This is a genomic window from Streptomyces ovatisporus, from assembly GCF_042653885.1.
Classification (GTDB): domain Bacteria; phylum Actinomycetota; class Actinomycetes; order Streptomycetales; family Streptomycetaceae; genus Streptomyces; species Streptomyces ovatisporus.
In genome coordinates this window covers 161,236-178,612 of sequence record NZ_JBHSFH010000003.1, presented here as the reverse complement: position 1 = coordinate 178,612, position 17,377 = coordinate 161,236, and the positions used below count along the sequence as shown (strand labels likewise).

Genomic DNA, 17,377 nt, shown 5'->3' with positions numbered 1-17,377 from the left:
GGTGATCGAGGAAGAACTGCGCCGCGCCCTGGCCCGACTGGTCGACGGGCTGCCTCCCCGGAAGGCGTCCGCGGCAGTGGAACGGCTCATGGCCGGCTACCGGGGGGACACCCCGACAGGTGCTCCGATGCTGCGGGACCGTGCCGACGTCGTCGCCTACGCGGCGTACCGGATGCCCGCCACGTTCGCCGCCGTCTCCACGGCACTGGCCGACTTCGCCGAACGTACGGACGGTTGGCGGCCCGCCACCCACCTCGACGTCGGCGGCGGTACGGGCGCCGCGGTGTGGGCAGCCGCGGCGGTCTGGGGCGACGACGGACCCGACGGCGCGCCCCGTCGCACCACGGTGCTCGACTGGGCGGAACCCGCCCTGGCTCTGGGACGCGAACTCGCCACCGGCGACCGTCACACTGCCGGGGGACCGGGGGAAGGGAAGGCGCTGCGGGGGACTGAGTGGCGTCGGCAGTCGCTGCGCGGACAGCAGGACGCGGCGTCTCTTCCGGCCGCCGACCTGGTCACCGTCTCCTACGTCCTGGGCGAACTGACCGAACAGGACCGCGGCGCCGTCGTCGCCGCAGCGCTCGATGCGGCCCCCGCGGTGGTCGTCACCGAACCGGGAACCCCCGACGGCTACGCCCGCATCATGGCGGCGCGCGACCAGTTGACCGGCGCCGGGCTGCGCGTCCTCGCGCCGTGCCCGCACAGCGCGGCGTGTCCGATGGTCCCGGGCGAGGACTGGTGCCACTTCGGGGCGAGGGTCAACCGCTCCTCCCTGCACAGACAGGTGAAGGGAGGCTCACTGCCGTACGAGGACGAGAAGTTCAGCTACGTCGCGGCCGTCCGCCCGGCGATCGCGGGAGAGCCGGCCACGGGACGCGTCGTGCGCAGGCCGCAGAAGCGCAAGGGCCAGGTGCTGCTCGACCTGTGCACCGCCGGCGACGGTCTCCGGGCGACGACTGTCACCAAACGCCACGGCTCCTCCTACCGGGAGGCCCGCGACGTCAAGTGGGGCGACACCTGGCCCGGACCCGGCACCGCCTGAGCCGGCTGACCGTCAGCAGATCCGGGCCCGGACCCGGACCACCTGCATGCCGGCGCATCGGCGCATCGGCGCATCGGCGCATCGGCGCACCTGCGCATCGGCACATCGGCTCGTCGGAGCGTCGGTCGAGCGGGCCTTTGCCCGGAAGCGCTCCGGGCAGCCGATGTGATTGCCCGGGCCGACGGGCCCGGGCACAGGGGGGGCATGGAGCGCGCGGGGTCCACCTTGCGACTGCCTGCGCGCTCCGTCGGTCAGACTGCCGGACGCAGTTCGGCGGTCACGCACTTCACGCTGCCGCCGCCCTTCAGCAGCTCCGTCAGATCGATGGGAATCGGCTCGTAGCCCCGCTCCCGCAGGGGGTCGAACAGCCCGACGGCAGCCTGGGGCAGGAAGACGTGGTGACCGTCGCTCACCGAGTTCAGCCCGAACGCCTCGGCGTCCGTCTCCGCCGCGATCAGGGCGTCGGGGAACATGCGCTTCAGTACGGCCTGGCTGCCCGGCGAGAAGGCGGGCGGGTAGTACATGATCTCGTTGCCGCCCAGCACGCACAGTGCGGTGTCCAGGTGGTAGTACCGGGGGTCGACCAGATCGAGCCCGATGACCGGGCGCCCGAAGAACTCCTGCACTTCGCCGTGCGAGAGGGGACTGCTGCGGAAACCCCGGCCGGCGAGGAGCCAGCTGTCCGTCACGGCGAAGTCGCCCTCGCCCTCGTTGATGTGCTCCGGCTCCTGCACGTCCGTGAAGCCGTTCGCCCGGTACCACTCGCGGTGGGCGGCGGCCTCGTCGGTGCGTTCACGGTGCGCGAAGCGGGCGCCGAGGACCCGGCCGTCGACGACGACGGCGCCGTTCGCGGAGTACACCATGTCCGGGAGCCCGGGGAGCGGTTCGAGCTCCTCGACCGTGTGCCCCAGGGACCGGTAGCGGTCCCGGAGCTCCTCCCACTGGGCAAGTGCGAGGGGGAGGTCCACGGGCTTGTCCGGATCCATCCACGGGTTGATGGAGTACGTGACGCGGAAGTGTGCCGGTGGGCACATCAGGAAGCGGCGGGGGGTGTACCCGGGTCCGTACAACGAAGGCTCCTCACGGGGTAGTCGACGAGCACCTTGCTCGCCCATGGTGCGCCCAGAGGAGCCTTTCGCGCGCAGAAGTATCGGGAATGTTCTCCGGCCGACGGGTGCCGGGCGCCCGATCAGCCGCTCTGCCAGGCTTTTCCGCCCTTTCGTCCCCCGTGCCTCGACCCCTTGCCGTCTGCTCGTTCCCCGCTCGTCAGCCGGTCTGCCCGTCCGTCCGCCGGTCCTTTCGCGTGCCGGACCCGTTCCCTCTCGACTCCTGGAGCCTGCGCAGGAGTTCGCGCTTCTGGGACCGGGCGCGGGCGTCGGGGAGACCCGCACCGTCCGACGCGCCCTGTGCTCCGCGGAGTTGCTCGCGGGAGAGATGCGCGCGGGCTCCGCCGACGCCGAGCATCTTTCCGGACCTGCCCTTGCCCATGAAGATCTCCTTCTCGCCGCCGCGGCCGATGTGACCCTCCAAGGGTGAGGCGAGACGTATCGTCTTGTCAAGACGGTTCGTCTCGTCTTCGATCCTTGCTAGATTCGGGGCATGCCCTCCGCTTCTTCCGGTCCCTCCGCCCCGCGAGCCCGCGAATTCCGTACGCCCGACGCCTCCCGCCGCAGCGAACGCTCCCGGCGCGCCATCCTCGACGCGAGCATGGAGCTGGTCGGCGAGGTCGGCTACAACAAGCTGACCATCGAGGCCGTCGCCGCCCGCGCCGGTGTCGGCAAGCAGACCATCTACCGCTGGTGGCCCTCCAAGGCGGCCGTACTGCTGGACGCCTTCACGACGGTCGTCACCAACGCCGAGTACGAGGCGGGCATCCCGGACACGGGTGATCTGGAGGCCGATCTCAAGCAGGTGCTCCGCGCGACGGTCGACGAGTTCACCGACGCCTCCTTCGAGGCTCCCTACCGTGCCCTCGCTGTGGCCGGAGCGGCGGACGAAGAGCTCTCGAAGGAGTTCCTGGAGCGGCTCATGGAGCCGGGCATGGAGGTCTACACCCGGAGACTGCGCTCCGCGCAGGAGGCCGGACAGATCGCGGAGGACATCGACATCGGCCTCGCGGTGGAGATGCTGCTCGGTCCCTTCCAGCAGCGCTGGCTCCAGCGCACCGGAACCCTCACGCACGAGTTCACCGACGCGCTCGTCGAACTCGTGCTGCGGGGCCTCGCGCCGCGCTGAGACGGCCTGCCCGCTGCCCCTGCGTGCCCGCCTCCCCTGCGTGCCCGGTTCTCCCGGCCCCCCGGGTCCGTCCCGCCGGCACTGCTGCCGGAACCGGTCCCTGTCTCAACGCCCCTGCTGCGCCTGCCTGTTCGCCGTCCGGGGTCGTTCCCTGCCATCCGTACGAGCCAGCAGCCGCGGAGCGTCCGTCATCACACCGTCGCACCCCAGCTTCAGCACCCGGTCCCGCTCGGCGGGAGTGAGGATCGTGTGCGCCCACACCCGGGGGATGCCGGACCGAGCTGCCCGGCGGATGTCGGAGCTGCGTGCGCGGTGGTCCACGCTGAGCATGTCGATGAAACGGCGCCACCGGGACGGCCGGTCCGCACGGGCCTGCTTCACCGACCGCCACGCCGAGGTCAGCAGTCCCATCCGGTGCGCACGTGCGGCGAGGCGCACGCTGTTGGACTGCACGTAGACGGACTCGGTCAGCCCGCGCTCACGCACCATGCGCGCCAGCGGCTCCAGGCCCTCGACGTCCTTGATCTCGATGTTGAGCACGGTCCGTCCGCCGAACCGGTCGAGCACCGCGGCGGCAGTCGGCGGGCGCTCCGGGCTCCAGCTGCCGGGCAGGCCGGGGGAGGGCCGGGTCCGTACCCGGCGCCAGTCGCGCAGGGACAGTTCGCCGACCGGTCCCCGGTGGTCGGTGGTCCGGTCGAGCGTCCGGTCGTGCATGGCCACCGGCGTTCCGCCGCGGAGCGAGCGCACGTCCACGTCGAGTACGTCGGTGGTGCGTTCGCGGTACGTCGCCAGCAGCCCGCTCATGCTGTTCTCCGGCACTTCGAGGGCGCCGCCCCGATGAGCCGCGTACACCGTTCCGGGGAGACCGCCGACGCGAGGGCCGTCGTCCGCACGGATGCGGGCCGGCGCGCAGCCGGGCGTGAGCGCGGCCGAGGCGAGCACCACGAGCGGGAAGAGCAGCCGGAGGACGAGCGCCCTGGCGCTCGTGAGTGTGACCGCGACCATGGATCACAAGCTAGGCGGGCATCACGGACCATGCCGGACGGAGCGGTCCATACGTGGCACTACGGGAAGACGGCACTACGGGAAGACGGCACTACGGGAAGACGGCACGACGGCAAGACGGCATGCCGGTGCCGTACACGCGGCGGGCGTGCCGACGTCGTACAAGAATCCGCCCCACGCGGGTACCCGCTCCGCCAGGACAGGACGAGCCGCGCGACGAGGAGGGCGTCACGGCCGGTCACAGCGGCCCTGCGTGACGGTCGGTCAGCCCCGATCCGTGGATTCGCCGCGGAGCAGGCGCAGTGCTGCGTAGTCTCGGAGATCCACGGTTGTGTGGTCGCTAGGTGCGGAGTGAGGCGGTAGATGGAACGCGAGAGCAGGTTCGACCGGTGGCTGCGTCAGTTCACGCGGTCCGGTCCCAGGGCGAAGGCCAGGAACGCCGGCGCGCAAGCCGACGCCGCCCGCGCCCGTACGGAACTCCTGCTGACCGCCGCCGAGGCGGGCTTCCCGCTCGCGCCCGCCGCCCACCCCTCGGGGTACGGCTGCTCCTGTGTACGCATCGGCTGTCCGACTCCAGGACGTCACCCCGTCTCCTTCGGCTGGCAGACGCAGGCCACCACGGACCCGGCACAGATCCGGCGCTGGGCCGAGAGCCAGCCCGAGGCGAACTTCATCACCGCCACCGGCAAGGACCACGACGTGCTCGACGTGCCGGCCGAGGCGGGGCGGGCGGCTCTGGAGCGGCTGGAGTCGGAGGAGGTGCCGCTGGGCCCCGTCGCGATCTCGGGCGGCGACCGCATGCTCTTCTTCACCGCCACTCGCGGCACTCCCGAGGACGAGGAGGAGTGGTGGCCCTGCGAGCTGGACTGCCACCCGGAGACGATGGACGAACACCCGGGGCTGCGCTGGCACTGCCGCGGCAGCTACGTGCTCGTTCCGCCTGCCAGGCTCCCCGGCCGCGGGGAGGAGGCGGGGGTGCGCTGGGTGCGGCCGCCGGTCTCCGGGGCCGGTGGCACGGAGGTGCTGCCGGAGCCGCTGATGCTCCTGGAGGCGCTCACTGACGCATGCGCGTCGTACACGGGCGAGGAGACCGCTCCCTGGCCGGTGCGGTGACAGCCGGCCGCCGTAGGGACGGCCGTCACCCGGAAGGACCCCCTCACTCGCCCTTGGCGGAAGTCAGCCCGTCGATCCGGTTGAGGAAGCCGACCTGCCCGCCGTCCTTCTTCGCCGGTACGGTCACCGCCTGCTCGGACACCCGCACGTACGTCACCGACTGCTTCGGCTTGCCCGTCATCAGCGCCTTCAGCAGCGGGTCCTTCACCGGCGGCTTGTAGCCCTCGGCGAAGGTCTCCTTGCTGTGGTGGTGCGAGGCGAAGAAGACCAGCGCCCCGCCGTCCTTCGTGCGCAGCGCGAACGGTGCGTACTGCGGTGCCTTGGCCGCCTGGTCGGCGAACTCCGTCCGCCTGCCCGGCCTGTTCTCGGCGCCCTGGCGCTGTGCGCGCCGCTTGCTGGTGTGCTCTCCCGGTGCGAAGTCGTCCTCGCCCTCCCCGTCGCGCAGGTAGCTGACGTACGCGTCGCTCAACTCGTCCGGCGAGAGCGTGAGTCCGTGTCCGCTGGTGCCGGGTACGGCCTTCGCGTAGCCGCCCTTTCCGAAGGCGAACTCGGGCATCTCCGTGTTCTCGATCACCGCCAGGTAGGACGCCTTCCAGGGCGCGTCGGCGCTGTCCCGCTGGAAGACGAACAGCCAACGGCCGTTCCGCATCCGGTTGGTCTGGGTGTCCGCGACGAAGAACTTGGGCCAGCCCGCCTGCTTGGGGATCAGGAACCGCTCGTCGGACAGGCGCAGGGATTTGTAGCCGGGGTTGCCCCCGGGCTGCACCTTCTTACGGGATTTCAGGCCCGCCTGGTCGATGGCTCCGAGTGCGCCGGTCTCGACGGTCGTGTTCAGCTTGACGTCGAAGGTCCGGTTGGCCTTGTTGCTGGTCTTGCTGAAGCGTTCGAGGACCTTCTTCGCCTCGGACTTGGAGACCGCGGGAACCACTGCCGTCTCGCCGTGCACCGTCACGCATCCGGACAGTGCCACCGTCAGCACCGTCGTGGTCGTCGCCGCCCCCAGCAGCCGCACCTGTCGCGCCTGTCGCGCCTTCATCGTGGTGACCTCCCCGCCCGCCTCGCGGTAACGCACTTTACTGCCCGGCCTGCGGCGTCTGCGCCCGAGGCCGGGGCCGAATGACATCATGCGCGGCGACGTGACTGCACTTGAGGGGGAGTGATGGAGCCCTTCGGGAGGTTCCGCGTGTGTGGAGGAGCGCCACCCCGGGGTTCGGGGCCCGCTCCCGGTGACTTCCCGTCAGCTCGCGAGCGCCGTCCCGGCCGGTCCGGCCGCACGCCGAGCCCGAGTGCCGCAAGCCGGGCACCCCGCCCCGGCGGCCCTTCTCCCGGCCCGCGGCGACGGAGCCGCAGGACCGGTCAGGGGGGACGGCACCGAACAATGTGCCGAGCTCGTGTCCCGCGTGTGATGACGCCTGGACCAGTACATAGCTGCATAAAATCGGGCAGAACACCCCAGTTGCTCCGTGATCCGGCGTGGGGGCTGTCAGCGGAAAGCACGTCCCTCCGACGTCGTCCCCCAGGCCCCCGCCGCTCACGGCTTACGGAAAGGAGGCAGCTGAATGGCTGCCACTACTGCTCGTCGTGTACGGATCGCCGCCACGGCTTCCGCCGTCCTCCTGGGCGGTTCGCTCCTGGGAGCGAGCTCGGCCGAGGCGACTGTCGCCGCCGACCCGCACAAGCCCTTCGGCGTCGTCACCGCCAAGTCCGGACTGAACGTGCGTCAGTACCCGAGCACCGACTCCTCGGTGAAGTACGTGCTGCCGTACCACGCCAAGCGTGGCCTGGACTGCAAGGTCCGCGCGCAGGTCATCGACGGCAACCCCTACTGGTACAAGCTGCGCAACAGCCAGTACTGGGTCAGCGCCCGCTACGTGCACAACGTCGGCCACGTGAAGCTCTGCAAGGACCGCTACCCCTCGCCCCTGACCGACACCTCGAAGGCGCAGAAGGCCATGGGCTGATCTCGCGGGCGCGCAGCGCGGTGGCCGGCGACCGCTGACCACAGGTCAGGGGGCGGCCGGCTGAAGGGCTGACAGTTCCTCGAAGAGGGCCGTGTTCAGCGCGAAGGCGCGCCTGCATTCGCCGACGATGTTCCGCTTCTCCGCATCGTCGGCCGGTACCGCGTCGAGCAGTTCGCGGTATCCCCGCTTGAAGGCGGCGGGGTTCGGGATGTCCTCGAAGACATAGAACCGGACCCCGTCGCCTTTTCGTGTGAAGCCCCAGGTCTTCTCGGCGGTGGAGCGGATGACCTGGCCTCCGGAGAGGTCGCCGAGGTAGCGGGTGTAGTGGTGGGCGACGTAGCCGCCCGGCCAGTCGCGGGCGACCTCGGCGATGCGGTCCGCGTAGTTTGCGGTCGCGGTGAGGGGCGTGACCGTCGTGCGCCAGGCCGTGCCGTCGTGCAGGTGGTCCAGGTCGCGCTCAAGCGAAGGCAGCCGGAACAGTTCCCGCCGTACGAACGGTCCCGCGACGGGGTCGTCGGAGAGGCCGCCCGCCGCTTCCTCCAGGGCCCGGTAGACGAACCACAGCTGCTCCGTGTAGCGCACGTACGCCGCCCGCCCGAGCTTCCCGCCGAGCATGTCGCTCATGAACGGGCTGTTCTCCGCCTCCGTGTGCTGTGCGCGCGAGGCGTCACGGATGTGGGCGGAGAAGGGGTGGCCTGCCGACAGCTGTGGGGTCATGACCACATCATTTACCGACAGGGTGTCGGGAAAACCTCCGCCGGGTGCCCTGCTGACGATCGCACGGCGCCGCAGGCCCGGAGGTCAGGGCAGGGTGAGGATGTCCGCGCCCGACCCGGTGACGACGAGCGTGTGCTCGAACTGGGCGGTGCGTTTGCGGTCCTTGGTGACGACCGTCCAGCCGTCCTCCCACATGTCCCACTCGTACGTGCCGAGCGTCAGCATCGGCTCGATGGTGAACGTCATGCCGGGCTTCATCACCGTCGTGGCCCGCTCGTCGTCGTAGTGCGGAATGATCAGGCCGGAGTGGAACGAGGTGTTGATGCCGTGGCCCGTGAAGTCCCGGACGACGCCGTAGCCGAAGCGTTTGGCGTAGGACTCGATGACCCGCCCGATGATGTTGATCTGACGCCCGGGGCGCACCGCTTTGACGGCGCGGGCCAGTGCCTCACGGGTGCGCTCGACGAGCAGTGTGGACTCCTCGTCGACGTCGCCGCACAGGTAGGTGGCGTTGGTGTCGCCGTGCACACCGCCCGTGAAGGCGGTGACGTCCAGGTTCACGATGTCGCCGTCGCGCAGCACGGTGGAGTCCGGGATGCCGTGGCAGATGACCTCGTTGACGGAGGTGCACAGCGACTTGGGGAACTGCCGGTAGCCGAGAGTGGAGGGGTAGGCCCCGTGGTCGCACATGTAGGCGTGCGCGATCTCGTCCAGCTTGTCCGTGGTGACGCCCGGCGCGATGTGCTTCGCCGCCTCCGCCATGGCCTGCGCGGCGATACGGCCGGCGGCCCGCATCTTCTCGACGGTCTCCTCGTCCTGCACCTCGGGCCCGGTGTACGGAGTGGGAGCGTCCTTGCCGACGTATTCGGGACGCGGGATCGACGCGGGCACGGAGCGGTGCGGGGAGAGCTCACCGGGGGAGAGCAACGACTGGCCAGACATGTGCGCGAGTCTAACTGTGGTACGGACCGGGCTCAGGGGGGAGCATGACTCCATGGCTCCCTTCAAGCGCAAGTCGGCCGGGAAACCCGGCGAGTGGTACTACTGCCTCCAGCACGAGAAGGTCGAGGAGGGTCCGGAGTGCCCGGCCAAGAACCGGCTCGGCCCGTACGGGACGCCCGCGGAGGCGGCACGCGCGCTGGAGACCTCGCAGGAGCGCAACGCCGAGTGGGAGAACGACCCCAGGTGGCAGAACCCGTCGTCGCGGGGCGGGAGCGGCGCGGAGGACTGACGGGCCGCCACGCGGGGGCGGCGCGGCGGCCGTCCGCCGGCGGGTGGCCCGGCGTTCAGGGCGACGTCCCCGGGGCTTCGGACACGGCGTCCGGCGGTGCGTGGGTGTCCGGGCCGCCGGGCTCGGCGTGTTCCGCCCTGCGGCGGCGGGCGTGCGGGTCGGTGCGGGCGTCGTACGACATCAGTTTCGGGAGGGCGAGGGCGAGCAGGCCGACGGCGGCGACACAGATCAGGCCGCCCGACCAGACAGACGCGCGTACGGACGTGAAGGCGGCCACGCCGCCGGAGCGGACCTGGCCGAGCTGCGGGCCTGCCGAGTACGAGAGCAGTTCGATGCCGGCGAGACGGCCCCGCAGCCCGTCCGGGATGGTCTGGTTCCACATCGTCGAGCGGAAGATCCCGCTGATCATGTCGCAGCCGCCCGCCACGGTGAGGCATGCCAGGACGAGCCACACGTCCGTCATCCATCCGGCAGCCGCCATGGCCGCTCCCCAGCACAGCGCCGACCACAGCACGGCGCGGCCGTGCCGGTGGACCCGGGCCGTCCAGCCGCTGGTCAGGCTGACCAGCAGGGAACCGAAGGGCAAGGCCGCGTACATCAGACCCAGTGACCACTCGGCCTCCAGGTCCTCGGCGAGGAAGGGGAAGAGCGCGAGCGGGAAGGCGAACAGCATCGCTGCGAGGTCGACGGCGTAGGTGCCGAGCAGTTCCTTGCGGCTCCAGGCGTAACGGCCGCCTTCGGCGATGCCGCGCAGGGACGGGCGCTTCGCCCCGTGCGAGGGCGGGGCGGGGCGCAGCCGGCAGCCGATCAGCACCGAGACGGCGAAGGTCGCCACGTCGAGGGCGTAGGCCGCCTCCACGCCGGCGTACGCGATCAGCAGCCCTGCCCCTGCGGGGCCTGCGACGGCGCCGAACTGCCAGCGCAGGGAGTTCAGGGCGGCGGCAGCGGAGAGCTGTTCGTGCGGGACGATGCGGGGGACGAGGGCGTCCAGGGCGGGGCGCTGGACGCCGGTGAGTGCGCTGGTGAGAGCTGCGGCTGCGTAGAGCGGCCAGGCTGCCGGACGCGGAAGCAGCGAGTTGAGAAGCAGGCCGAGGGCGACGGCTCCCAGGCCCGCCTCGCTCCACACGATGAGCTTCCGGCGGTCGAAGGCGTCCGCGAGGGCTCCGCCGTACAGTCCGAAGACGATCAGCGGGCCCAGTTGCACGGCCCCCAGCGCACCGACGGCGGCCGCCGAGCCGGTCAGCTCTTTGAGCTGGAGCGGCAGGGCGACGAAGGTGAGGAAGCTGCCGAGGACGGTGACGGCGCCCGCGCTCCACAGCAGACGGAACTCGCGTGAGGAGCGCCAGGGGGCGAGGTCGGGCAGCAGATTGCGCGGACTGGGAGACACGGGCGGTCATTGTCGCCGCGCCGGTGGGGGAAGCGGCAAATGCTTTTCGCTGCTGCGGGGGCGTACGGCCGCAGGACGGCAGCAGGCACGGCAGCAGACACGCAGGCACGGCCGCGCGTACCGCAGGCGTGCCCGCGGCGCGCGGGAAGTGCGCTCAGCCGGGAGGCGGGGTGGTCGAGATCCGGGGCGCGTGCGGGGTGAAGGAGACACGGGTGCGGGCGCCGTCCGTCGTCCACCGGACCTCGACGGAGTCCTGGTCGGCCGATACGAGGGCGGCGGCCGTGTGCAGTCCGGGAACTTCGCGTGCGGAGGCGCCCGCCGCGGTGGTGAGCGTGGCCAGGGCGGCGAAGAGCGCCGTGCCTCTCGCGTCGCCGGTCAGGGAGGGGACGAGCGCCCAGCGGGTGAACGCCGTGCCCTGCGGGGCGCGCAGCACCGACGGGCGGCCGGGGCCGCTCCAGCCGTGCAGGCCGTGCAGCTGTCCCGTGACCGGCTCCTCCTCGTCGGGGCCGTCCTGCTGCGGGGGCGTGGCCCAGCCGGTCAGACGTACGCGCGCTCCCGGCGGAGCTCCGGTCACGCGGTGCACGCGCAGTTCGAAGCGGCCGCGTACGAACGTCACGCTCTGCACGCTCAGTCCGGGAACCATGGGACCGCCCGAGGCGAAGACCGGGGTGTGCGAGGACGCCGCCCAGCCCCAGGTGCCCTCCGGGTCGGCGCCGGCGGCCAGGGGACGGATGCGCAGGCGGGCGCTGGAGGTGGTGCCGCCCAGCGGATCGCGTGGGTCGGGCAGTTCGACCGCGAAGTGGTTGTCGGGGACGTTGCCGACGGCGGTCGGGCCGGTCCGGGTGGAGTAGGCGAGGCGTGCATAGAGCGGGTCCTGTGCGAGGGCCCTCTGGCCCTCGTGGGCCGGGACGTGGTCGCTGCCGTGGTTGTGCAGCCGGACGAGTCCGTCGCGGCCGGTCGTCTGGATCAGGAGTCCGGCAGCGGGGAGGGTCAGCGCGCGGTCGGCGCCTTCGCTGGGGGCGGCTTCCTCGCGCGCCGTCCACAGGGGGTCGCCGGCGGGGATCAGCAGTGGCAGCAGTCCCTTCGACGCCCAGTACGGCGAGGCGGGGCCGGAATAGTCCTGGAGCGTCGCCTCGTGGGCGCCGTGCCAGCCCAGCGAGAGCAGCCCGTCCGGGGTGAGGGCGCCCCGGTCGAGGAAGTAGCGGAGTGACCCGCTCAGCAGCCGCCGGGAGACACCGGGTGCGAGAGGGGTGTGCCCGGTGAGCGCGCCGAGTGCGACGGCCGCGTTGGCGGCGAAACGGTACGTCAGGGAGCGGCCGAAGTGGACCGGCGCGCCGTTGCCGTCGAAGAGCAGCGCGTAGCTCTCCAGGAAGGAGCGCAGCCGCGTGCCGTGGTGCGCCGACCGGCCGGTGTCCTGGGCGAGATGGGCGTGCATCAGCGGGTACAGGTGCAGGGCCCAGCCGTTGTAGTGGTCGAAGGCCCGGCCGTCCCCGTCGCTGTACCAGCCGTCTCCGGCGTACCAGCCCTCCAGGAGTTCCAGGCCGCGTTCGAGGGCGAGCCAGGTCTCCCTGTCGCCGCGTCCCACCGATTCCAGGAAGCCGGCCACCGTCAGGGGGAAGAGGTACCAGTTGTTGGGCGCCGGCACGTGGCGCAGCGCGCCGCGCAGCCAGTTCGCCGCACGGTCCTGGACGCCGGGGTCCAGCCGGTCCCACAGCCAGTCGCGGCTCAGGCGCAGCCCGAGGGCGACGGACGCGGATTCCACCATCGGCTGTCCCAGGACCGTGTGGTCCAGCACCGGGGGCCAGGATTCGGCGTCCTCCCGTCCGGGTGTGCGGGTGCCGGCGGCCAGCCCGCTCGCGTACTTCTCCAGCCAGCCGTGGGGGTCCTCGCCGCCCGCTCCTGCGACGCGGAACGCCGCTGCGAGGAACGTACGGGCGTAGCCCTCGAGCCCGTCGGAGCGGACTCCCGTACGGGAGGGGCGTCCCGGGAGGTCGAGCATGGCTCCCCGCGGGGTGGCGTAGCGCCAGGCGGCGTGCAGCAGACCGTCGGCGGTCGCTTCCCAGTGGGCGCGGGTCCATCCGGTGTACGGGCTCGACTCCCGGTTCTCGGCGGGGAGTTCGAACGGGACGGGGCAGGGGGTGGCGGCGGGTCCGGTCATGCCAGGTAGGCCAGCCTTTCGCGTCGTACGGGATGGGCGAAGCCCTCTCCTGCGGCCCAGCGGGCGACTTCGGAGACCGTCAGGTCCGCCAGCCGCCGCAGCTCGTTGCCGAGGGAGCCTGCGATGTGCGGCGTGATGAGCGCGTTCTCGCACTCCCACAGGGGGTGCCCGCGGGGCAGCACCTCCGGCTCCGTGACGTCCAGCACCGCGCGGATCCGCCCGGCGAGCACCGCCTCGGTGAGCGCGTCCTGGTCGAGGACGGCGCCGCGTGAAGTGTTGAGGAGGACGGCGTCCGGCCGCATGGCGGCGAGGAGTTCGCGGGAGACCAGACCGCGGGTGGCCGGGAGCAGCGGGGTGTGGACGCTCACCACGTCGCAGGACGCGAAGAGTTCGGGCAACGGCACTGTCCGTACTCCGAGTGCGGCGGCCTCCCCGGCGGAGATGTACGGGTCGTACAGCAGCACTTCGAAGTCGTGGGGGCGCAGCAGCTCGACGACTCTGCGGCCGATGAGCGAGGCGCTGCAAATGCCCACGGTGCGCCGGTAGTTGCCCAGTCCGGGTGGTGCGGTCAGCCAGTCGCCGCGGTCGCGGTCGGCGGCGTACGCGCGGGCCGTCTCCAGCACCCGCTTGCCGGTGAGCAGGATCATCGCGACGGTGTACTCCGCCACCGGACGGGCGTTGGCGGCGGCGGCCGAGGAGACCTCGATGCCCCGCTCCCAGCACGCCTCGGTGACGTGTCCGCGCACGCTGCCGGCCGTATGGGCGACCGCGCGCAGCCGTGGGGCCGACGCCAGGACGTCCTCGTCGAGGGGCGGGCAGCCCCACCCGGTGACCAGCAGTTCGGCACCTGCGAGTACGCGCCGTGCCCGGTCCGTGCGGAGGCCGTGGAGCGCGGGCAGCGGCTCGGGGTCGGTGAACTCGGCCAGCGCGTCGAGGACTTCGTCGTCGAGGAGGCTCTCGGCCGCGGCCGGCTCCATGGCGAAGGCGATCCGCGGGCGGTGTGCCGCGGTGCCCGGCTCCGCTCCGTCAGGGCGGGCTCCGGGGGTTCCGGGTGCTCCGGTGGTTCCAGGTGTTCCGGTGGTTCCCCTGGGGGGTGTCGGCATGTCTCTCCTCGGCGGAGCGGGCCGGTGACGGGGCTCCACCGAGGCTGCCCGCTGCGGGGCCCGAGCGCCAGAGGGCCGTGCGGGCGGGGACGGCGGCGGCCGGTCCCCCGGAGCGGACGGGATGCGGGGCAGGCCGGACGCCTGCGGGTGTGCGGGAAGGGGTGCCTGGTGCTGGAGCGTCCTGCTACCAGCGCGTGGGCGGCGGCGCCGAGAGGTGGTCCACGAGGCGGGAGAGGCGGTCGCGGAAGGGCCGCCGCAGGCGGGACCCCGGCGGGCCGCCGGCCGCGCCCGGTCCGGGGAGACTCTCCCCCGCTGCTGCGCTGACCAGGTGCTGGACGGTGTCGAGGTCCACCTCGGAGGCGTCCGCGGTGAGGGCGTCGTGCGCGATGCCGTGCAGGTCGCGGAGGTCCCCGGCGGCGCGGTCGTCCAGAGCGAGCACGGTCGCGCCTGCCCGGCGGGCGTCGTGCACCCGCTCCAGCAGCCCGCCCCCGGGCGGCCCGGAGGCGACCACCAGTACGGTCTCCCTGCGTCCGGCCGCTTCGATACGGCCGAGGCCCGCCGAGAGATGAGCGGGCGCGGACGGGGGGACCCGGTGGCGCACGAGGGTCGGTGAGAGTTCCGGCAGACCGGACCAGGCGGCCTCGTCGTCCAAGTGGGCGGCCAGGTGCCAGGGTTCGTAGGACTCCGTCCCCACCAGCAGCAGCCCGCCCCGGTGCGGGCCGACCGAGGCCCGGAGCGAACCGGCGAACCGGCGTGCCGACTGCACCCACCCGGTCCCGGCGAGCACTTCCCTCAGATGTGCGACGCGTACGGCATCCATGGCCCGGCATGATGCCTCAACAGGCCCCGCGGAACAGGAGATTCGGCTGTGGTCACCCTTACGGATGTGACGGTTCGGGCCGGGGCGGGCAGCGGTGCACGGGGTTCCGGCCGGGCGGATACGTTCATCTCCCGTTTCCTTGACGCTCTGTCGCTGGCTGCTTACTTTCGGTCGCGGGCAGTACCCGTCCCGTTTCCGGAAGCCGGGAGTCGCCATGCCGTACGAGACATCCGTGCCCTTCGTGGCAGGCACCGAGGGTTACGCGAGTTTCCGCATCCCGGCCTGCGTGCAGGCCCCCGACGGTGCGTTGCTCGCCTTCGCGGAGGGGCGAGTGCACTCCTCGAGCGACGCAGGTGACATCGACATCGTCTCCCGCAGATCCGCCGACGGGGGGCTGAGCTGGGAAGAGCTGCGTGTGGTCGCCACCTTCGGGGACGGCACCGCGGGCAATCCGGCCCCCGTGGTCAGCCACGCGCGGGGGGAGGGGGCGGTCACAGGGCGGCTCGTGCTCGTCTCCGTCACGAACGGGGCGGACGCCGGCGAGGACCGCATCAGGCGCGGCGAGGTCGCACCGGCCGACGCGAGGCGCGTGTGGGTGCAGTTCAGCGACGACTCCGGGGCGAGCTGGTCGGTCCCGAGGGAGATCACCGGAGAGGCGAAACGGCCGGAGTGGCGCTGGTACGCCACCACTCCGGGCCATGCCCTGCGCCTGTCGGAGGGCCCGTACGCGGGGCGGCTCGTCGTGCCCGCGAACCACTCGATCCCGCCCACGGGCACCGACGACGGCACCGAAGGGCACTACAACGGCGGTCACGACCTGCTCAGCGACGACGGGGGAGCGACGTGGCGCATCGGCTACATCGATGACAACCCCGACGGCTGGGTGAACGTCAACGAGACCACCGCAGCCCAACTCCCGGACGGGCGCGTGTACTTCAACACCCGCACCGAGGCCGTCAGCACCGCGCACCGCGCCGACGCGCACTCCGCCGACGGCGGCGGCAGCCTGCTGGCCCCCTTCCAGCCGCAGCCCGCACTCACGGCCCCGGTGGTGGAAGGGAGCGTCCTGCAACTGCGCGACCCGGACGTGCTGCTCTTCTCCGCGCCCGGCGACCCGGAGGAGCGGCGCAGCATGACCGTGTGGACCGGCTCCGACGGCGGGACCGGCTGGCGTCCCGTGCATACCGTGGACGAGCGGCCGGCTGCGTACTCCGACCTGGTGCGCGTCGACGACCACACGCTCGGACTGCTCTACGAGACAGGGGAGTCGAGCCCGTACGCGACGATCACCTTCCGCCGCATCCCGCTGGACGAACTGCTCGGGGAGACCCCCGGTACGTGATCACCTTCACGGAACGGAGTGCGGCCAAGGGGCGGCGGCGGGTGGCAGGATCGCCCGTATGACTTCCTCTTCCTCTGCATCCTCCTCCTCGCCCGCTCCGAAGAAGGACCCCTGGGACCTGCCCGACGTCTCCGGCCTCACCGTCGGAGTGCTCGGCGGCACCGGTGACCAGGGACGCGGGCTGGCCTACCGGCTGGCCAGGGCGGGCCAGGCCGTGATCATCGGCTCGCGTGCGGCGGAACGCGCCCAGCAGGCCGCGGACGAGCTGGGCATGGGAGTCGAGGGCGCCGACAACGCCGAGTGCGCGCGGCGCTCGGACATCGTGATCGTCGCCGTGCCGTGGGACGGCCACGCCCGGACGCTGGAGGCGCTCCGCGAGGAGCTGCGCGGCAAGCTCGTCGTGGACTGCGTCAATCCGCTCGGGTTCGACAAGAAGGGTGCCTACGCGATCCGTCCCGAGGAGGGCAGCGCAGCCCAGCAGGCGGCGGCGCTGCTGCCCGACTCGCGGGTGACGGCGGCCTTCCACCATCTCTCCGCCGTGCTGCTCGCCGACCCGGAGACCGAGAAGATCGACACCGACGTGATGGTGCTCGGCGAGGTCCGCGAGGACTGCGCGATCGTGCAGGCGCTCGCCGGTCGCATCCCGGGGATGCGCGGCATCTTCGCCGGCCGGCTGCGCAACGCTCACCAGATCGAGTCGCTGGTGGCCAACCTGGTCTCCGTCAACCGGCGTTACAAGGTGCACGCGGGCATCAGGCTCACCGACATGTGACGGGCAGGGGGGCGCGGAGCGGCGGGCGGGAGCGGCGTCGGCCTCAGAGCGCGGCCCGCGGCGGCCCGCAGCGGCCCGGAGCCGGTCCGGGGCGGCCTGGTGGCCGAGGGCCGGCGCCCGGGGCGTCGCGCGGGATGGGGGAGAATGGGCGCAGCGCCGCACCGTCCGGCACGCACCACCCGAACCGCACCGTCCGACTGGAGCCGCCACCGTGTCCGCCCCCGCCGCCTCGCCCCTTCCTCCCCGGTTGCTCGCCCGGTTCGCCGCCGCCCTGTGCGTGCTCGCGGTGGCCGCGGCGGTGCTCTCCTTCGTCAAGGGCAGCTGGCTCGGTGTGATCTGGGTACTGCTCGCGGGCCTCGCCTCCAACATGGCCTGGTACTACGGCCGTCGGGCACGCGGCGCGCGGAACGCCGCGAAGGCGGAAGCGGGAGCCGGCGCCGATACGGGTACGGGACCGGGCGCGGGTACGGACACCGTCTAGTGCTGTGGCC

Annotated in this window: 18 protein-coding genes; 8 read left to right on the top strand and 10 right to left on the bottom strand. The window is 72.2% G+C overall.

Annotation, left to right across the window (positions count from 1 at the left end):
* The first annotated feature begins 4 nt into the window (after positions 1–4).
* A complete protein-coding gene (locus ACFPA8_RS02510) occupies positions 5–1,042 on the top strand; it encodes a small ribosomal subunit Rsm22 family protein (protein WP_386442779.1) in 1,038 nt (345 codons plus the stop codon).
* A 251-nt stretch (positions 1,043–1,293) separates the two neighbouring features.
* Here the strand turns inward: ACFPA8_RS02510 and ddaH are convergent, their stop codons facing one another.
* Positions 1,294–2,112 (bottom strand): dimethylargininase, encoded by an 819-nt coding sequence (ddaH, locus tag ACFPA8_RS02505; RefSeq protein WP_386441544.1) that lies wholly within the window; start codon positions 2,110–2,112, stop codon positions 1,294–1,296.
* A gap of 196 nt (positions 2,113–2,308) precedes the next feature.
* Positions 2,309–2,530 (bottom strand): DUF6243 family protein, encoded by a 222-nt coding sequence (locus ACFPA8_RS02500; protein ID WP_386441541.1) that lies wholly within the window; start codon positions 2,528–2,530, stop codon positions 2,309–2,311.
* Positions 2,531–2,641: 111 nt separating this feature from the next.
* Between ACFPA8_RS02500 and ACFPA8_RS02495 the strand changes: the two genes are divergently transcribed.
* Entirely contained in the window at positions 2,642–3,277 is a 636-nt protein-coding gene (locus ACFPA8_RS02495) for a TetR/AcrR family transcriptional regulator (RefSeq protein ID WP_386441538.1), read from the top strand.
* A gap of 105 nt (positions 3,278–3,382) precedes the next feature.
* Here ACFPA8_RS02495 and ACFPA8_RS02490 read toward each other — a convergent pair whose 3' ends face one another.
* A complete protein-coding gene (locus tag ACFPA8_RS02490; RefSeq protein WP_386441536.1) occupies positions 3,383–4,282 on the bottom strand; it encodes a glycerophosphodiester phosphodiesterase in 900 nt (299 codons plus the stop codon).
* A gap of 363 nt (positions 4,283–4,645) precedes the next feature.
* On the opposite strand from ACFPA8_RS02490, the gene ACFPA8_RS02485 reads away from it, so the two are divergent.
* Positions 4,646–5,395 (top strand): bifunctional DNA primase/polymerase, encoded by a 750-nt coding sequence (locus tag ACFPA8_RS02485; protein WP_386441533.1) that lies wholly within the window; start codon positions 4,646–4,648, stop codon positions 5,393–5,395.
* A 43-nt stretch (positions 5,396–5,438) separates the two neighbouring features.
* Here ACFPA8_RS02485 and ACFPA8_RS02480 read toward each other — a convergent pair whose 3' ends face one another.
* On the bottom strand, positions 5,439–6,431 hold the full coding sequence (locus tag ACFPA8_RS02480) for an SCO2278 family lipoprotein (protein WP_465270228.1): 993 nt from the start codon (positions 6,429–6,431) through the stop codon (positions 5,439–5,441).
* A gap of 523 nt (positions 6,432–6,954) precedes the next feature.
* Between ACFPA8_RS02480 and ACFPA8_RS02475 the strand changes: the two genes are divergently transcribed.
* Positions 6,955–7,356, top strand: coding sequence for an SH3 domain-containing protein (locus tag ACFPA8_RS02475; protein ID WP_386441527.1), 402 nt, complete (start codon positions 6,955–6,957; stop codon positions 7,354–7,356).
* Between the two features lie 45 nt (positions 7,357–7,401).
* Here the strand turns inward: ACFPA8_RS02475 and ACFPA8_RS02470 are convergent, their stop codons facing one another.
* Both ACFPA8_RS02470 and map read right to left on the bottom strand, forming a co-directional pair.
* Complete coding sequence (locus tag ACFPA8_RS02470) at positions 7,402–8,073, bottom strand: biliverdin-producing heme oxygenase (RefSeq protein ID WP_386441525.1); 672 nt, start codon at positions 8,071–8,073, stop codon at positions 7,402–7,404.
* 84 nt (positions 8,074–8,157) lie between these two features.
* The gene (gene map / locus ACFPA8_RS02465) at positions 8,158–9,015 is read right to left on the bottom strand and encodes a type I methionyl aminopeptidase (protein WP_386441522.1); all 858 of its coding nucleotides are present in this window, start codon (positions 9,013–9,015) and stop codon (positions 8,158–8,160) included.
* 52 nt (positions 9,016–9,067) lie between these two features.
* Between map and ACFPA8_RS02460 the strand changes: the two genes are divergently transcribed.
* A complete protein-coding gene (locus ACFPA8_RS02460) occupies positions 9,068–9,304 on the top strand; it encodes a hypothetical protein (RefSeq protein ID WP_386441519.1) in 237 nt (78 codons plus the stop codon).
* Positions 9,305–9,359: 55 nt separating this feature from the next.
* Here ACFPA8_RS02460 and ACFPA8_RS02455 read toward each other — a convergent pair whose 3' ends face one another.
* The 4 genes from ACFPA8_RS02455 to ACFPA8_RS02440 form a co-directional block, all read right to left on the bottom strand.
* Positions 9,360–10,691 carry an MFS transporter gene (locus ACFPA8_RS02455; protein WP_386441516.1) on the bottom strand — a complete coding sequence of 444 codons (1,332 nt, stop codon included), beginning with the start codon at positions 10,689–10,691 and terminating at the stop codon, positions 9,360–9,362.
* Between the two features lie 154 nt (positions 10,692–10,845).
* On the bottom strand, positions 10,846–12,849 hold the full coding sequence (locus ACFPA8_RS02450) for a DUF2264 domain-containing protein (RefSeq protein ID WP_386441513.1): 2,004 nt from the start codon (positions 12,847–12,849) through the stop codon (positions 10,846–10,848).
* Entirely contained in the window at positions 12,846–13,826 is a 981-nt protein-coding gene (locus ACFPA8_RS02445; RefSeq protein WP_386442776.1) for a hydroxyacid dehydrogenase, read from the bottom strand. The genes ACFPA8_RS02450 and ACFPA8_RS02445 overlap by 4 nt, the downstream gene beginning before the upstream one ends.
* A 310-nt stretch (positions 13,827–14,136) precedes the next feature.
* On the bottom strand, positions 14,137–14,772 hold the full coding sequence (locus ACFPA8_RS02440; protein WP_386441511.1) for a hypothetical protein: 636 nt from the start codon (positions 14,770–14,772) through the stop codon (positions 14,137–14,139).
* Between the two features lie 214 nt (positions 14,773–14,986).
* On the opposite strand from ACFPA8_RS02440, the gene ACFPA8_RS02435 reads away from it, so the two are divergent.
* The 3 genes from ACFPA8_RS02435 to ACFPA8_RS02425 all read left to right on the top strand — a co-directional run bounded on the left by ACFPA8_RS02435 (position 14,987) and on the right by ACFPA8_RS02425 (position 17,367).
* Positions 14,987–16,114 carry a sialidase family protein gene (locus ACFPA8_RS02435; RefSeq protein WP_386441508.1) on the top strand — a complete coding sequence of 376 codons (1,128 nt, stop codon included), beginning with the start codon at positions 14,987–14,989 and terminating at the stop codon, positions 16,112–16,114.
* 58 nt (positions 16,115–16,172) lie between these two features.
* Entirely contained in the window at positions 16,173–16,886 is a 714-nt protein-coding gene (npdG, locus tag ACFPA8_RS02430; RefSeq protein ID WP_386441505.1) for an NADPH-dependent F420 reductase, read from the top strand.
* Between the two features lie 211 nt (positions 16,887–17,097).
* A complete protein-coding gene (locus ACFPA8_RS02425) occupies positions 17,098–17,367 on the top strand; it encodes a hypothetical protein (protein ID WP_386441503.1) in 270 nt (89 codons plus the stop codon).
* Positions 17,368–17,377: the final 10 nt, after the last annotated feature.

Excerpts from the sequence above, each read along its gene's own strand:
- ACFPA8_RS02475 (WP_386441527.1), top strand. The coding sequence starts at position 6,955 with ATGGCTGCCACTACTGCTCGTCGTGTACGGATCGCCGCCACGGCTTCC.
- ACFPA8_RS02450 (WP_386441513.1), bottom strand. The coding sequence starts at position 12,849 with ATGACCGGACCCGCCGCCACCCCCTGCCCCGTCCCGTTCGAACTCCCC.
- ACFPA8_RS02445 (WP_386442776.1), bottom strand. The coding sequence starts at position 13,826 with ATGGAGCCGGCCGCGGCCGAGAGCCTCCTCGACGACGAAGTCCTCGAC.
- ACFPA8_RS02470 (WP_386441525.1), bottom strand. The coding sequence starts at position 8,073 with ATGACCCCACAGCTGTCGGCAGGCCACCCCTTCTCCGCCCACATCCGT.
- ACFPA8_RS02485 (WP_386441533.1), top strand. The coding sequence starts at position 4,646 with ATGGAACGCGAGAGCAGGTTCGACCGGTGGCTGCGTCAGTTCACGCGG.
- map (WP_386441522.1), bottom strand. The coding sequence starts at position 9,015 with ATGTCTGGCCAGTCGTTGCTCTCCCCCGGTGAGCTCTCCCCGCACCGC.
- ACFPA8_RS02440 (WP_386441511.1), bottom strand. The coding sequence starts at position 14,772 with ATGGATGCCGTACGCGTCGCACATCTGAGGGAAGTGCTCGCCGGGACC.
- npdG (WP_386441505.1), top strand. The coding sequence starts at position 16,173 with ATGACTTCCTCTTCCTCTGCATCCTCCTCCTCGCCCGCTCCGAAGAAG.
- ACFPA8_RS02490 (WP_386441536.1), bottom strand. The coding sequence starts at position 4,282 with ATGGTCGCGGTCACACTCACGAGCGCCAGGGCGCTCGTCCTCCGGCTG.
- ACFPA8_RS02500 (WP_386441541.1), bottom strand. The coding sequence starts at position 2,530 with ATGGGCAAGGGCAGGTCCGGAAAGATGCTCGGCGTCGGCGGAGCCCGC.
- ACFPA8_RS02460 (WP_386441519.1), top strand. The coding sequence starts at position 9,068 with ATGGCTCCCTTCAAGCGCAAGTCGGCCGGGAAACCCGGCGAGTGGTAC.
- ACFPA8_RS02495 (WP_386441538.1), top strand. The coding sequence starts at position 2,642 with ATGCCCTCCGCTTCTTCCGGTCCCTCCGCCCCGCGAGCCCGCGAATTC.
- ACFPA8_RS02480 (WP_465270228.1), bottom strand. The coding sequence starts at position 6,431 with ATGAAGGCGCGACAGGCGCGACAGGTGCGGCTGCTGGGGGCGGCGACG.
- ACFPA8_RS02435 (WP_386441508.1), top strand. The coding sequence starts at position 14,987 with ATGCCGTACGAGACATCCGTGCCCTTCGTGGCAGGCACCGAGGGTTAC.